Below are 14,286 nucleotides of genomic sequence, written 5' to 3' on the forward strand. Positions count from 1 at the left end.
CCCCTACTCCCCTATTCCCCTACCTCGCATTTTCGGGGTTACATCAGTCAAAACTCTTCCCTATAAGGCCCTCCTAGCCTGATACCAGAATCGCGAGCACAACCGGCCGGGTCTTCCCGTCCCGGTTTTTTGTGCAAGCCGCCCGCCGAACGGACCTTTGACATGCCAAGACGCACTGACATCAAGTCGATCCTGATCATCGGGGCCGGCCCCATCGTCATCGGCCAGGCCTGCGAGTTCGACTATTCCGGCACGCAGGCCTGCAAGGCGCTGAAGGAGGAAGGCTTCCGCGTCATCCTGGTCAATTCCAACCCGGCCACCATCATGACCGACCCGGAACTGGCCGACGCCACCTATATCGAGCCGATCACGCCTGAAGTGGTGGCCAAGATCATCGCCAAGGAGCGGCCCGACGCGCTGCTGCCGACCATGGGCGGCCAGACCGCGCTCAACACCGCTCTGTCGCTGCGCCGCATGGGCGTGCTCGAGCGCTACAATGTCGAGATGATCGGCGCCGACGCTACCGCCATCGACAAGGCCGAGGACCGCGCGCTGTTTCGCGAGGCGATGAAGAAGATCGGCCTGGAAACGCCGAAGTCGATGCTGGCCAACGCCACCGACGTCAAGAACACCGACCGCAAGACGCATGAGGCCGAGCGCGCGGCGCTCAAGGCCGAGAAGCCGGCCGATCTCGACGCCGCGCTCGATGCGCTGGAAACCCGCTGGAACCTCGGCGAAGGCGACCGCAAGCAGCGCTATATCAGCCATGGCATGGCGATCGCCGCCCAGGCGCTCGACCATGTCGGCCTGCCGGCCATCATCCGCCCGTCCTTCACCATGGGCGGCACCGGCGGCGGCATCGCCTACAACCGCGCCGAATTCTACGAGATCGTCCAGTCCGGCCTCGACGCCTCGCCGACCACCGAAGTGCTGATCGAGGAGAGCGTGCTCGGCTGGAAGGAGTATGAGATGGAGGTCGTCCGCGACAGAGCGGACAATTGCATCATCGTCTGCTCGATCGAGAACATCGACCCGATGGGCGTGCATACGGGCGATTCGATCACCGTCGCCCCGGCGCTGACGCTGACCGACAAAGAATACCAGATGATGCGCAACGCCTCGATCGCCGTGCTGCGCGAGATCGGCGTCGAGACCGGCGGTTCCAACGTGCAGTTCGCCGTCAACCCGGCCGATGGCCGCCTGGTGGTGATCGAGATGAACCCGCGCGTCTCGCGCTCGTCGGCACTTGCCTCCAAGGCGACCGGCTTCCCGATCGCCAAGATCGCGGCAAAACTCGCCGTCGGCTACACGCTGGACGAGCTGGAGAACGACATCACCGGCGGCGCGACGCCAGCCTCGTTCGAACCGAGCATCGACTACGTCGTCACGAAGATCCCGCGCTTTGCCTTCGAGAAATTCCCCGGCGCCGAGCCGGTGCTGACCACCGCCATGAAGTCGGTCGGCGAAGTCATGGCCATCGGCCGCACCTTCCAGGAATCGCTGCAGAAGGCGCTGCGTGGACTTGAAACCGGCCTGACTGGTCTGGACGAGATCGAGATTCCCGGTCTCAGCCATGGGGGCCTCGGTTCCGCCAACCATGCCGACGACCGCAACGCCATCCGCGCAGCGCTCGGCACGCCGACGCCCGATCGGCTGCGCATGGTGGCGCAGGCGATCCGCATGGGCACCTCGTTGGAGGACGTGCACGCCATGTGCAAGATCGACCCGTGGTTCCTCGAACAGATCGCCGGCATCGTCGCCATGGAAGCCCGCATCCGCGAGCACGGCATTCCCGAGGATGCCGTCAACCTGCGCATGCTGAAGGCCATGGGTTTCTCCGATGCCCGCCTCGCGTCGCTGACGAAGACCGACGCCGAAGTGATTCAGAAAGCTCGCGAAAAGCTCGACGTTCATCCTGTTTATAAACGCATCGACACTTGTGCGGCCGAGTTCGCCTCGCCCACCGCCTACATGTACTCGACCTATGAAGTGCCGTTCGCCGGCGCGCTGGCCAACGAGGCGCAGGTCTCGTCGCGCAAGAAGGTCGTCATCCTCGGCGGCGGGCCGAACCGCATCGGCCAGGGCATCGAGTTCGACTATTGCTGCTGCCACGCCGCCTTCGCGCTGCGCGACGCCGGCTATGAAGCGATCATGATCAACTGTAACCCGGAGACGGTCTCGACCGACTACGACACCTCGGACCGGCTCTATTTCGAGCCGCTGACGGCCGAAGACGTGCTGGAGATCCTGCGCGCCGAGCAGGCCTCGGGCGAGCTGGTCGGCGTCATCGTCCAGTTCGGCGGCCAGACGCCGCTGAAGCTGGCGGATGCGCTGGAGAAGGCCGGCATCCCCATCCTCGGCACCTCGCCCGACATGATCGATCTCGCCGAAGACCGCGACCGCTTCCAGAAGCTGCTGCACAAGCTCAACCTGAGCCAGCCGAAGAACGGCATCGCCTATTCGGTCGAGCAGGCCCGCCTGGTCGCCGGCGAGCTCGGCTTCCCGCTGGTGGTGCGCCCGTCCTATGTGCTCGGCGGCCGCGCCATGCAGATCATCCATGACGAGGGCATGCTGCAGACCTACCTGCTCGACACCGTGCCCGGCCTGGTGCCGGAGGACATCAAGCAGAAATACCCCAACGACAAGACCGGCCAGATCAACACGCTGCTGGGCAAAAACCCGCTGCTGTTCGACACCTATCTCTCCGGCGCCATCGAGGTCGATGTCGACTGCCTCTGCGACGGCAAGGCGACCTTCGTCTCCGGCATTCTGGAACACATCGAGGAGGCCGGCATCCATTCGGGCGACAGTGCCTGCTCGCTGCCGGTGCACTCGCTGCCTTCCGAACTGGTCGACGAACTGGAGCGCCAGACGGCAGCCCTTGCCCGCGCGCTCAATGTCGGCGGGCTGATGAACGTGCAGTATGCGATCAAGGACGGCACGGTCTATGTGCTGGAGGTCAACCCGCGCGCATCGCGCACCGTGCCCTTCGTCGCCAAGACCATCGGCCGGCCAATTGCCAAGATTGCCGCCCGCATCATGGCCGGCGAGAAGTTGGAAGACGCCTTCGCCCATTACGGCGCCATGCCCGACCCCAGGAACCCCGGCCACATCGCGGTCAAGGAAGCCGTGTTCCCCTTCGCCCGCTTCCCCGGCGTCGACATATTGCTCGGCCCGGAAATGCGCTCGACCGGCGAGGTCATGGGCCTCGACCGCGATTTCGCGCTGGCCTTCGCCAAGAGCCAGCTCGGCGCCGGCGTCGACCTGCCGCGCTCCGGCACGCTGTTCGTCTCGGTGCGCGACGAGGACAAGAAAGGCATCCTGCCGGCGGTGAAGCGCCTGGCCGGCCTCGGCTTCAAGGTGCTGGCCACCTCAGGCACCGCCCGCTTCCTCGCCGAAAACGGCGTCGACGCCCAGAAGATCAACAAAGTGCTGGAAGGCCGCCCCCACATCGAAGACGCCATCCGCAACCGCCAGGTGCAGATCGTCTTCAACACCACGGACGGCCAGAAGGCAGTGTCGGACTCGAAGTCGCTGCGGCGGGCGACGCTGATGCAGAAGGTGCCGTATTATACGACGCTATCGGGCGCGGCTGCGGTGGCGGAAGCGATTGCGGCACTGAAGGCGGGGAGCCTCGAGGTCAGGCCGCTGCAGGAGTATTTTGCGTAAGGATTGGTGAACTGCTGTCGGCAGTTCTCGCTTTCAAATTGCTCGCCGCAGCCAAATGATATCCGGATTATACCAGCATCTAAAATAGTGCACTCCGACGGTTAGTAAAGGGTCGGATACAGTAGACAGCCCCCGAGACGTCACGTACGCTAACAGCCAAAAGGCGGGGGGACCAAAAAATGAATCCAGTAATTCGCGCTCAAGTCAAGGATTACGCAAAATCCACGAGCATCGAGTCGGCAAGTCTTAGTGATCAATTCGAAATTTACTCGATATTTGCGACTCTAATCGGTCTGTTGGCCGAGTCCGCAGATGCCAACGATGTCCATTTGACAGGCACGGAGTTCGGTCTCGACGGAGTCGCAATATTAATACAAGGGGAAGTAGTAAAAACACGGATCGAAGCAGAAGATAAGCTCGCCGCGATCAAAAATCCATCGATTGAGTTTGTTTTCTTTCAGTCGAAAACTAGCCCAAGTTACGACTACGGTGACATTTCCAAATTTTTCGATGCTATAACCAGCTTTTTTGATGGCGATTTGCGAGATGAAAGCCCCCAATTGTCGGACTTAACCGAGGCGATGCTCGCGGTATATGAAGGTGTAGTTGGAAAGAAAAATCCTTCGCTAAAAGCGTTCTACATCGCAACCGGAAATTACGAGGAACCTCGGCGCATTGAGTCTTTGAAGAATACATTCACTCGTCAAATGTCTGAAAAAAACATGTTTGACAGAGACAACCTTGACGTAAGTATCGTTGGAGCTCTTCAGCTACAACAATGGTACCGAGCCGCCACAACATCTGTCGAAGCAGAAATTGAATTTACAAAAGCAGTCGTTATGCCAAAAAATAAGAATGTGGACGAGGCATACGTTGGATATCTCGAGGCCAAACAACTAGTTAAGCTATTTACTTTGTTTGACGATAAATTTAACGCAATCGGCATCAATAAATCGGTTTTCGTTGACAATATTAGAGACTACGATCAAAGATCTAAGATTAACCAAGAAATAAAGGTCTCAGTACTTGAGAGCGGTGGTGATGATTTTGCTTTTAGGAATAACGGCGTTACAGTTGTGTCGAAAAGTATAGACCGCACTGGAGATCGATTCCATCTTGAGGACTATCAAATAGTAAATGGGTGTCAAACGAGCAATATTATATACGAATTGATCTTTGGGGAAAGCAAAGGGGCAGCTGAAGATCTAAATCTAATTGACCATATTGCAGTGCCATTCCGCCTGATTGGGTCGAAGAACGATGACTTCGTCGCATCGATCATTATTGGAACGAATAGGCAGAACCCGGTGAAGGAAGAACAATTCTGGGCGCTGAGGCCATTTTTAAAGAGCCTCGAAGAATACGCCAGATCGGTTGAGCCGGAAGAGATCATATATCTTGAACGGCGCGAAAACCAATATCGTGGCCAGCAGGTCGAGCGCGTTAGGATAATTCAGCCATCTTCGATGATGAAGGCCCTGGCTGCCGCGATTTTCTTCCAGCCCAATCGTGCAGCTCGCGACTATCGGGGAATCATGTCGGAGTATGATAGCAAGATATTTAAGGATGATCATGATGTTAGGATCTATCATGCCTGCTGTTATCTCTACTACCGAATTGAGTTCCTCTGGAGAAACCAGCGTATAGATAATAAATATAAGACGTTCCGATTTTATATCATATGTGCCGTCGGTTTAATTGTGACCCGAGGCAGAGACGTCTTTTCCATGAAAAAATCGGAAATAGAAAAAGTAGCGCAGAATATTATTGCATTGAGCAAGAATGAAGAGGCGCTCAAGGCGGTGGTTTATAGAAGCTCAGCGATATTAGACGACAAACTTAAGCAGTTTGGGACGCAGTCCCAGGAGAGGGTTCGGGACGCCATCCGATCAGAGTCGGTTTCTAACGAATTTAGAGAGATGATCCTGACCCAAGACATTCCTGAGGTGAAAAACTACGTTTCATAAGAGGCTGGCGAGTCGTCATGCTCGTTCCTATACTCTCATCACGCCACCGCCACACACTCGATCTCGATATCGAACTCCATCGGCCACGACGCCACCGGCACAAAACTCCGCGCCGGCGGATTGACGCTGAAATACCTGGCATAAACACGGTTGATGGCGTTGTAGAAGCCGGAATTGACGGCGTAGATACGCACCATCACCACATTGTCGAGCGAAGTGCCGGCCGCTTCCAGGCAATGTTTCAGCGCCTTCAGCGACGCCTCGGTCTGCACCTCGATGTCGCCGCGCACCATCTCGCCGGTCACCATATCCACCGGCGGCGTCGCCGAGATGAACACGAAGCCGTTGGCCTTGACCGCTGTCGAGCAGGGAAGGCCGAGCGCCCGCACCTTGGCGGACATGACCGGCACTTCGATGATTTCTTTTTTCATGGCAGTTCTCCCTGAGTTGCAGGGAGCTTATCCCGGCACGGGCGGAACGCCAGCGCCGTTCTTCCCTTCTCCCCTTGTGGGAGAAGGTGGATCGGCGCGATAGCGCCGAGACGGATGAGGGGTGTTCCAGCGGAGTGAGACGTCGGCGTTCCCTGGAACACCCCTCATCCGTCGCCTTCGGCGACACCTTCTCCCACAGGGGGAGAAGGAAGATGCGGCGCTAGAGAAATCCGATGAACCGTCCGGCGAAAAGCACGGACGTCCACAGCAGTATCGAGAGCACAGCCAGGATGGTGCTGCCGGCCAGATCGTCACCACCTCTGGCGAAGCGCAGGAAGGTGAAAAAATTGACGCCGGCGAGAAGGATGAGTGCCATCTTGGCGAGGAAAACCGGCATCGCCGCATAGGTGCTCGCCTTGACCGAAAACAGCAGCGAGCCTGTGACGAGCGCACCCGCGAATGCACTTAATGCAATGCGGCGCAGCAGCGCGACGAATGCGGCTTGCGGCAGCGAACGGAAAGCGCCGCAGATCCTGAGGTCCATGAGAACGACGCTGGTCAACAGCGCGCCGATCGACATGATGTGGAGCGCATTGACTATGGGATAGGCGACGAAGGAAGCCTTCAGCCACCGCGCCAACGCAAGATGCTCAATGCCGGCGAGGAACTCGGCCATTTACGCCGGCGGCACGCGGTCGGGATAGACATCATATGTCTTGCCGTTGACGATGACGCGCACCGCTTTCATGCGCTTTTCGGTCGCCTCGAGCGAGCGGTTGCCGATCGCGGTCACCTCGTCGCCGACCTTGGCCACCTCCTCCGTGAAGCCGGCGGCGATCGTGCGTGATGGCGGCGCCATCTCCACCCGCCAGGCCTCACCCTCCGCGTCGACATCCAGCGTGGCGTGCGGATTGCCGATATAGATGGCCGTGATCTTGCCCTTGAGTTCGAAAAACCCATCCTGTGTCCACGACCAGCCGTGATGGGCATAGGCCGCGGTGCCGGCGGCAAGCATCACGGCCGCCGTCAGCGCGACGCTGCGAATTGCCTTGAACTGCATCGCTCGTCTCCTCGGTTCATCCCGCAGGCACTTGAGAGTAGGACACGGCGCGGCAACGTCAAATCATATCGAGCGAAAGACTGGACCGCCAAGCGCCCGCCCAATCGCCGGCATGACGCCTTGTTAATGACACCCATGCGCGCCACTCTCTCTTTCCTGGCCGTTCTTCCCCTGGGCTGAAGATCGGACTCCCATCGGAAACGAGGCGAACCATGAGCAGCATGAGAGACCGTCAGGAAGGCTTCGAAAAGAAGTTTGCGATGGACGAGGAAACGAAGTTCAGGGCCATGGCGCGCCGCAACAAGCTGCTCGGCCTGTGGGCCGCCGAAAAGCTCGGCAAATCCGGTGCTGACGCCGACGCCTATGCCAAGGAGGTCGTGCACGCGGATTTCGAAGAGGCAGGCGACAACGATGTGTTCCGCAAGGTCCGCGCCGACTTCGACGCGGCGGGCATCGCCCAGTCGGATGGCCAGATACGCACCGCCATGGAAGAGCTGCTGGTGACCGCGGTCGAGCAGATCAGGTCGACCTGAGCGCCGCTCAGCCTTGATCGGTATAGGGCGTGCCGTGCTTAAGGCACAGGGCCATATTGTGGTGTTGGTTGGCCAAGCGGGCTGGCTTCCATCGTAGCGCTCTACGGCGCCCCCCTCTGTCCTGCCGGGCAGGACAGAGGGGGGCGCCATAGTGAACCGCCCTCACCCCTGATGCGCGGCGGCCAGTTCCTTCACGTGTTTTTCGTGCATCTGCAGCGTCGGCAGGGTTTTCTTGGCGAATTCCTTCATTGCCGGGTCGTCGCCGGATTTCGCATAGCCGCTGAACAGCGCGACGGCTTCCTTATGAGCGTTGGTCTGCATCTCGATGTATTTGGCCTGGAATTGATCGCCGCTGGCGCTCTTCAGCTCATCGAGCATCTTCTGCTCCTTGGGCTGCAGGGCCGGACCGGACGGTGCGGTGGCCGAGGTTGTCTGGCCCTGGGCAAGCGCCGCCTTGAATTCCTCGCCGGCCTTGGTGTGATCGGCGATCATCTGTTTGGCGAACGCCTTGACGTCGGCGTCGGTCGCCTGTTGCTCGGCGAGCTTGCTGGACTGGATCTCGAACTCATTGGCGCTCGGCACCGTCTTGATGAAGGTCGAAGTGTCGACCTTCGTCGTGGCGGCGAGCGGCGTGGTCGTGGCGGTCGTGTTCGACTGGGCAAAGGCCGGCGCGCCGGCAAGCAATGCTGCTGCGGTCAGAATGGTAAGCGTCTTCATGGCATGTCTCCGGTTGGAATTGTCCCTCGGACAATCCAACGTCGCTTGGGCACTCCGGTTGCAGATCATGAGGAAGAAGCCTGCGCGTATCGCCTCGATTACCCGAACCGCGGCGGCTGGCCACAACTGCCTTCAGTGGCAGCAAGCTTCGCCATATTGCAGCTGCTCGTTCCAGTTCGGGCGACCTTCCGGCGTGAAATCCATCAGATTCCACAGCGTTTCGCAGGTGCCGAGGCCACGCGGATCCTGACCGGGCTCCGTCGGTGCGAAATCCAGTTCCGAACTCCAGAAATGGCGTATGCCGTCGGGGTCGCGGTGAAACACCGACAGCAGCGGGATCTGTGAGCCGTCGGCCGCCTCCGCATTGTAGTCGCGCTTGAAGCTGTTGGCCGCCGAAGACACCAGCCGCATGTTGCGCCAGCCCCGATCTCGACCGAGCGTGACCAGGTTTTCGAGCGCGGTCTTGCCCACCACCGCGAAATTGAAGCCGGCCGCCTGGAGATGCCCGACCGCGCCGTCGAACTGATCGAGCAATGCCGTGCAGGACGGACATGGCTGGTCCGGTCGGGCGAGCTTCGCCGTGCCGCCGCTGGTCGCCACATCGCGCTTCTCCTGCGGGTGGCGCGGGAACATCATGTTGTAGAGGATCAGGCTGTCCTTGCCGGGCGCGAACAGCTCCGACAGCCTTGTCTTCGCGGGCTTGCCGTGGGCATCCAGTGCGTCGAATTCATAGTCCTGGCGGATCAGCCCGCCCGGCGGCAGCGCGCGCCGGGCCTCGGCGACCTCTTCCATGGCGCGGCGCAGCTCGATTTCCTTCTTCAGCAATTTTTCGCGCGCGGTGCGGTATTTCGCGGATTCGTTGGGAAAGGTGATCATGATCGGCTCCTTCAAGTCGCAGCGCCGGCGTCCCGGCGCGGTTGCTCTGCGACCCAAGGACGTTTGGCGGTGATCGGCTCCGACATTTATTGCGCATGGTGATATGTCGTAATACCTGTCCGGGCAGCGTGATCCGGGGGACGAGATGCACGACGACGAGATCGATCTGCGCTGCCCGCAAGTAGTGACCGACAATGCCGCCAAGGGCCTCAGACTGCGCGGAGAATTCGGCCGCGGCGGCACCGAGATCGGCGTCGCCCGCGCCACCGAACTGAAGAACCGGAAAAAGCTCGCGCCCTCCACCATTCGCCGCATGGTCAGCTATTTCGCCCGCCACGAGGTCGACAAGCGCGGCAGGAACTACGGCAATGAGCAGAACCCTTCGGCCGGCTACATCGCCCGGCTGCTGTGGGGCGGCGATGAAGGCCGCACCTGGGCGCTTGATCTCAAGCAGAAGATCGGCAACGCGCCGGACATCTGACAACGGTCCGCACTACGCTGACCGCTCCTCACCCCTTCACCCCGCCGGCGGTGAGGCCGGAGACGATCTTGCGCTGGAAGATCAGCACCAGCACCACCAGCGGCACCGTGACGATCACCGAGGCGGCCATGATGTTGCCCCAGGGGATCTCGAACTGCGAGTTGCCGGAGAGCAGCGCGATCGCCACCGGCACGGTCCGCTGTGCGTTGTTGGAGGTGAAGGTCAGGGCAAACAGGAACTCGTTCCACGCACCGATGAAGGCCAGCAGGCCGGTGGTCGCCAGCGCCGGCCACATCAGCGGCAGGAAGACCCGGGTGACGATGATCCACGGCGTCGCGCCGTCTAGGATCGCCGCCTCCTCGACCTCGACCGGCAGGTCGCGGACGAAGGTGGTGAGCACCCAGACGGTGAACGGCAAGGTGAAGATCATGTAGGAGAAGATCAGCGCGAACAGGGAATTGTAGAGGCCGAAGATGCGGACCAGTTCGAACAGCCCGGCCAGCAGCGCCACCTGCGGGAACATCGACACCGACAGGATGATGAACAAAAGCGCCGAGCGGCCGCGGAATCGAATGCGCGCCAGCGCGTAGGCTGATGTGATGCCGAGCAACAGCGACAGCGCGACGACTGCGCCGGAGACGAAGAGCGAGTTCGCGAGGTTGCGCACGAAGGCGCCCTCGATCAGCACGTTTCTGTAATTGGCGAAACTGATCGTCGTTGGCCACAGATCAGCCCGGAACAGATCGGTCCCGGATTTCAGGCTGGTGACGATGGCGTAATAGAACGGGAACACCGCGACGAAGACGATTGCCCCGACCAGCAGGTAAAAGGCCGTGCGCTTCACGATCCACATCTCAGCGGTCCCCGTCCAGGCTGATCCGGCCGATCCGGATGGTGACGATGGTAAGCAGAGCGAGAATGAGGAAGAGCAGGGTCGAGGCGGCGGAGCCATAGGCGAACTTGTCGAACTCGAACAGGTTCTCGCGGGCGAACACCGACATCGACTTGGTGTGCACATTGTTGGGCGTCAGCACATAGATCAGGTCGAAGATACGCAGCGCATCGAGCGCGCGGAAGATCACCGCCACCAACAGCGCGGGACGGATCAGCGGCAAGGTCACCCGCCAGAAGATCTGCCAGGGGTTGGCGCCGTCGAGCCTGGCGACCTCGATGATCTCCCTCGGCAGCATCTGCAGCGCGGCCAAGATGAGCAGCGTCATGAATGGCGTCGCCTTCCAGATATCGACGATGAGGACCGCCGCCATCGCGGTGTCGGCGTTGGCCGTCCAGGCGATCTTGGTGCTGATCAGGCCGAGATTGAGCAGCACCACATTGATGATGCCGAACTGGTCGTTGAGCATCCATTGCCACATCTTCGCCGAGACGATCGTCGGGATCGCCCAGGGGATCAGGATCGCCGCCCTGACGATGCCGCGGCCTCTGAATTCGGCGTTGAGAACCAGGGCAACGATGGTGCCGAGGATGGTCTCGCAGGTCACCGAAATCACGGTGAAGCGCACCGTGTTCCAGACGGCACGCCACCAGACAGGGTCGACCAGCAACCCGTCATAGAGGGTCCGGCCGCTTGGCATGTGAAGTACCGAAAAGTAATTGGCGAAGCCGACCCATTGGCGCGCGTCGAGATCGGCCAGCGAGGCGTCGGTGAAGCTGAAATAGACCGTGCGGGCAAGCGGCCAGCCGGCCGCCGCGGCGAGCACCAGAAGCATTGGCGCCAGGAAAAGCCACGCCGAGCGAACGCGCTGTGCCCTCAACGGCGCGTGCGCGGCCTTGGCTGTTTCCGGTTTCATCCCTGTCATCTCGCTCCGCTCGCTGCGGTCCCGCCGGCCGGCTGTCCCAGTATCGTCACCAGCCTCGGCCCTTCAGCTTGGTCAGCGTCGCTTCGAGGTCGGCCAGATTGTCGGCGGCAGTGCCGTCGCCCGAGAGCGTGTTGTGAACAGCGTTCCAGAACTGGCTCGACGCCTCGTTGTATTTGATCCTGGTGGCGGCCGAGGGGCGCGGCACCGCATTGAGAAAGATCTGCTTCCAGCGCGGAATAATCGGGTGTTCCATGGCAATGTCGGCATCGTCATACAGCGCCTGGATGGTCGGCAGATTGGACGTCTTCAGCGCGCGGTATTTCTGCATCGCGGGCGAGGCAATGAACTTGACCAGCTCGATCGCGGCATCCGGATGCTTCGAATATTTGGAGACCGCGAGGTTCCAGCCACCCAGCGTCGCGACCGGTCGGGCGCCTTCGCCGGTGCCGGCCGGCAGCGGCGCCACGTCGAACTTGCCCTTGATCGGCGAGCCCTCGCCGTTGCCGAGCGCATAGGCATAGGGCCAGTTGCGCATGAACACCGCGTTGCCGGTCTGCCAGACGCCGCGCGATTCCTCTTCCTGGTAGGCGAGCACGCCGGGCGGCGCGATGGTCCCGACCCAGCCCTTGACCATATCGAGCACCGCCGCCGCTTTTGGATTGCTGATGGAGATGGAGCCGTCCGGCTCGATGATCTGGCCGCCGCCATTCGACATCACCCATTCGAGCGCGTCGCAGGTCAGCCCCTCATAGGCGTTGCCCTGAAAGACGAAGCCCCAGATATCCCGATTGCCGGCTGCACGTTCCTTATCCATGACCAGCCTGGCGGTGTCCGCCAGTTCCTTCCAGGTGGCCGGCACCTTGGCGCCATATTTGTCGAGGAGATCCTTGCGGTAGTAGAGCGCCGGCGCATCGGTGAAGATCGGCAAGGCGACGAGCTTGCCATTGACGGTCTGCGACCGGATGATCGACGGGAAATGCTCGGCCACGATGTCCCTGGTCGCTGCGGTCAAATCGACGAGCTGGCTGGCGAGCTGCGGCGCCCAGATCACGTCCGTCTGGTAGACGTCGATGTCGCTGTTTCCGGCGGCAAGCCACAGCCGGTACTGGCCGAACTGGTCGGTCCCGGACGTCGGCATGACGACGATGTTGACCTTGTTGCCGCTGTCTTTCTCGTAACGGTCGAGGATCTCGCGCAGCACCTTGATGCCGTCGCCGGTATCGCCCGACACCATCGACAGCTCGACGGCCCGCGCCGGCGTACCAATCAGCATGGCGGCGACGCCGAGCGCCAGGAATGCGTGAGAAAACTTCATGGTGATGGATGTCCCTCCGCAGCCGGCGACAGGAAACACTCCACGCGCCGGCAGCTTGTCGGACCCCGCCTTCCATTGAATGCGAAGCGGCGCTTTGGGTTCCCAAATCGCGCCGTTCCTGCGTGAGGCGACACCCATCAGGGGGTGTTGAGATTCAGGTCAGGCCGAGTCGAAAATGGTGGTTTCCGAGAACCGGAGCGGAGCGTACTTTTGGGTACGTGAGCACCGGAAGCGCAGGAAGCCATCATTTGCAGGCCGGCATCACCTGAATATCAGCACACCCTAGCCTTCCCAGGCGACAGGCATCATCCCCAGCCGCTCATAGAGCCGGACGGCGGCGGGATTCTCGACCGTGTTGGTCTTGAGGTCGACATGGTCGGCGCCGCGTTCGCGAAAAACGGCGAAGGCGTGCCACATCAGCGCTTCGGCAACACCCTTGCCGCGCGCCTCGGGATGAACGGCAAGATCCTTGACGAAGGCGCGGGTCCAGCACAGCGCCGCCGCCGCCAGCCGGCCCTTGGCGTCGATGACGAGGAAGCACAGCGCCGGGTCGAATTCGGGATCGTCCGCGATACGCGGCCACCACTCGTCGAACGGACCATCGGCGCCGTCATCGAACACTTCCGTCAAAAGCGCATGCAGGGCGGGCGCGTCACCAGGCTCGAAACTGCGCATGACAAAGCCGTCGGGCCAGTGCGGCGGAACCAGCGTCTCATCGAGGATCTTGCGCAGCCGGATGTCGTTCAGGGCCGGCGGGCGCGGTTCAGGCATCGCGCTCAGGCGTCGGGTTGCAGGCGACGGCGCTGGCGGTCGCGGCCAAGGCCGGTCGCCTCGAGCAGGCCCTTGCGCTTGGCGTCGTAATAATAGCCGGTCTGATAGAGCCAGTCGGCCTTCTTGGCGTTGCCGCCGGCCACCAGCCAGGCGCCGCGCAGATATTTGACCGCGTATTTTAGATTGGTTTCGGCGTCGAACAGGCCCTTGGCCGGTCCGTCATAGCCCATGCCGCGTGCCGTCGCGTGCTTGATCTGCATCAGTCCCCAATGGCCGTTGTTGTAGGCTTTCGGGTTGAAGGTGCTCTCGCGGTTGACGACATGGCGCACCAGGTCCACCGGCACCTGGTAGATCGCCGCATATTTCTCGATCAGCCGCTCGACATCGCCACGCACGCCCGTCGCGTGTTCTTCTTGCACGGGCCCTGCCGGAAACTGGACCAGGGCCGCCGGGTTCTGCGGCACGACATAGGCGACCTGCTGGACGCCGGGCATGCGGTCGCCCTTGGCGGTTGCCGGCACGATCAGCCCCGCGGTCGTATAAGTCTCGGCCGCCTTGACCGGTTCGTTCGCATTTGCCGGCGGCGGCGCCTGCCAGGCATTGGCGGTCATCACCGCGGGCACGGCTGGTGCCGCCGGTGTCGATCCGG

The 14,286-nt window shown here is 61.2% G+C and carries 14 protein-coding genes; 4 read left to right on the forward strand and 10 right to left on the reverse strand.

All coding sequences use genetic code 11. The annotated features are described in order from the left end of the window. Nucleotides 1-162 precede the first annotated feature (162 nt). Both carB and EN879_RS07240 read left to right on the forward strand, forming a co-directional pair. Complete coding sequence (carB, locus tag EN879_RS07235) at nucleotides 163-3,669, forward strand: carbamoyl-phosphate synthase large subunit (protein ID WP_027162088.1); 3,507 nt, start codon at nucleotides 163-165, stop codon at nucleotides 3,667-3,669. A gap of 179 nt (nucleotides 3,670-3,848) precedes the next feature. Continuing rightward, entirely contained in the window at nucleotides 3,849-5,636 is a 1,788-nt protein-coding gene (locus EN879_RS07240; protein WP_063168793.1) for an AIPR family protein, read from the forward strand. A gap of 38 nt (nucleotides 5,637-5,674) precedes the next feature. Here the strand turns inward: EN879_RS07240 and EN879_RS07245 are convergent, their stop codons facing one another. The 3 genes from EN879_RS07245 to EN879_RS07255 all read right to left on the reverse strand — a co-directional run bounded on the left by EN879_RS07245 (nucleotide 5,675) and on the right by EN879_RS07255 (nucleotide 7,127). Further along, complete coding sequence (locus tag EN879_RS07245; protein ID WP_027039300.1) at nucleotides 5,675-6,067, reverse strand: RidA family protein; 393 nt, start codon at nucleotides 6,065-6,067, stop codon at nucleotides 5,675-5,677. Nucleotides 6,068-6,287: 220 nt separating this feature from the next. Continuing rightward, entirely contained in the window at nucleotides 6,288-6,743 is a 456-nt protein-coding gene (locus EN879_RS07250; protein WP_063168794.1) for a hypothetical protein, read from the reverse strand. After that, the gene (locus EN879_RS07255; protein ID WP_063168795.1) at nucleotides 6,744-7,127 is read right to left on the reverse strand and encodes a DUF6152 family protein; all 384 of its coding nucleotides are present in this window, start codon (nucleotides 7,125-7,127) and stop codon (nucleotides 6,744-6,746) included. A gap of 212 nt (nucleotides 7,128-7,339) precedes the next feature. Here EN879_RS07255 and EN879_RS07260 point away from each other — a divergent pair, with 212 nt between their 5' ends. After that, complete coding sequence (locus EN879_RS07260; RefSeq protein WP_063168796.1) at nucleotides 7,340-7,660, forward strand: DUF1476 domain-containing protein; 321 nt, start codon at nucleotides 7,340-7,342, stop codon at nucleotides 7,658-7,660. 162 nt (nucleotides 7,661-7,822) lie between these two features. Here EN879_RS07260 and EN879_RS07265 read toward each other — a convergent pair whose 3' ends face one another. After that, on the reverse strand, nucleotides 7,823-8,377 hold the full coding sequence (locus EN879_RS07265; RefSeq protein ID WP_027162094.1) for a DUF4142 domain-containing protein: 555 nt from the start codon (nucleotides 8,375-8,377) through the stop codon (nucleotides 7,823-7,825). A 132-nt stretch (nucleotides 8,378-8,509) separates the two neighbouring features. Then, a complete protein-coding gene (locus EN879_RS07270; protein ID WP_063170314.1) occupies nucleotides 8,510-9,253 on the reverse strand; it encodes a DUF899 family protein in 744 nt (247 codons plus the stop codon). Between the two features lie 145 nt (nucleotides 9,254-9,398). Between EN879_RS07270 and EN879_RS07275 the strand changes: the two genes are divergently transcribed. After that, the gene (locus tag EN879_RS07275) at nucleotides 9,399-9,734 is read left to right on the forward strand and encodes a hypothetical protein (protein WP_127273996.1); all 336 of its coding nucleotides are present in this window, start codon (nucleotides 9,399-9,401) and stop codon (nucleotides 9,732-9,734) included. Between the two features lie 28 nt (nucleotides 9,735-9,762). Here EN879_RS07275 and EN879_RS07280 read toward each other — a convergent pair whose 3' ends face one another. The 5 genes from EN879_RS07280 to EN879_RS07300 form a co-directional block, all read right to left on the reverse strand. Continuing rightward, on the reverse strand, nucleotides 9,763-10,587 hold the full coding sequence (locus EN879_RS07280) for a carbohydrate ABC transporter permease (protein WP_063168798.1): 825 nt from the start codon (nucleotides 10,585-10,587) through the stop codon (nucleotides 9,763-9,765). A 1-nt stretch (nucleotide 10,588) separates the two neighbouring features. Next, the gene (locus EN879_RS07285; protein WP_063168799.1) at nucleotides 10,589-11,551 is read right to left on the reverse strand and encodes a sugar ABC transporter permease; all 963 of its coding nucleotides are present in this window, start codon (nucleotides 11,549-11,551) and stop codon (nucleotides 10,589-10,591) included. Between the two features lie 46 nt (nucleotides 11,552-11,597). Continuing rightward, on the reverse strand, nucleotides 11,598-12,866 hold the full coding sequence (locus EN879_RS07290; protein WP_063170315.1) for an ABC transporter substrate-binding protein: 1,269 nt from the start codon (nucleotides 12,864-12,866) through the stop codon (nucleotides 11,598-11,600). A gap of 282 nt (nucleotides 12,867-13,148) precedes the next feature. Next, nucleotides 13,149-13,637, reverse strand: a complete 489-nt coding sequence (locus tag EN879_RS07295) for a GNAT family N-acetyltransferase (protein ID WP_024504138.1) — start codon at nucleotides 13,635-13,637, stop codon at nucleotides 13,149-13,151. 5 nt (nucleotides 13,638-13,642) lie between these two features. Beyond that, a partial coding sequence (locus EN879_RS07300; protein WP_164774333.1) for a lytic transglycosylase domain-containing protein occupies nucleotides 13,643-14,286 on the reverse strand: 644 nt, incomplete at its 5' end.

Source organism: Mesorhizobium sp. M7A.F.Ca.AU.002.02.1.1 (genome assembly GCF_003998535.1).
In the GTDB taxonomy this organism is placed as follows: domain Bacteria; phylum Pseudomonadota; class Alphaproteobacteria; order Rhizobiales; family Rhizobiaceae; genus Mesorhizobium; species Mesorhizobium ciceri.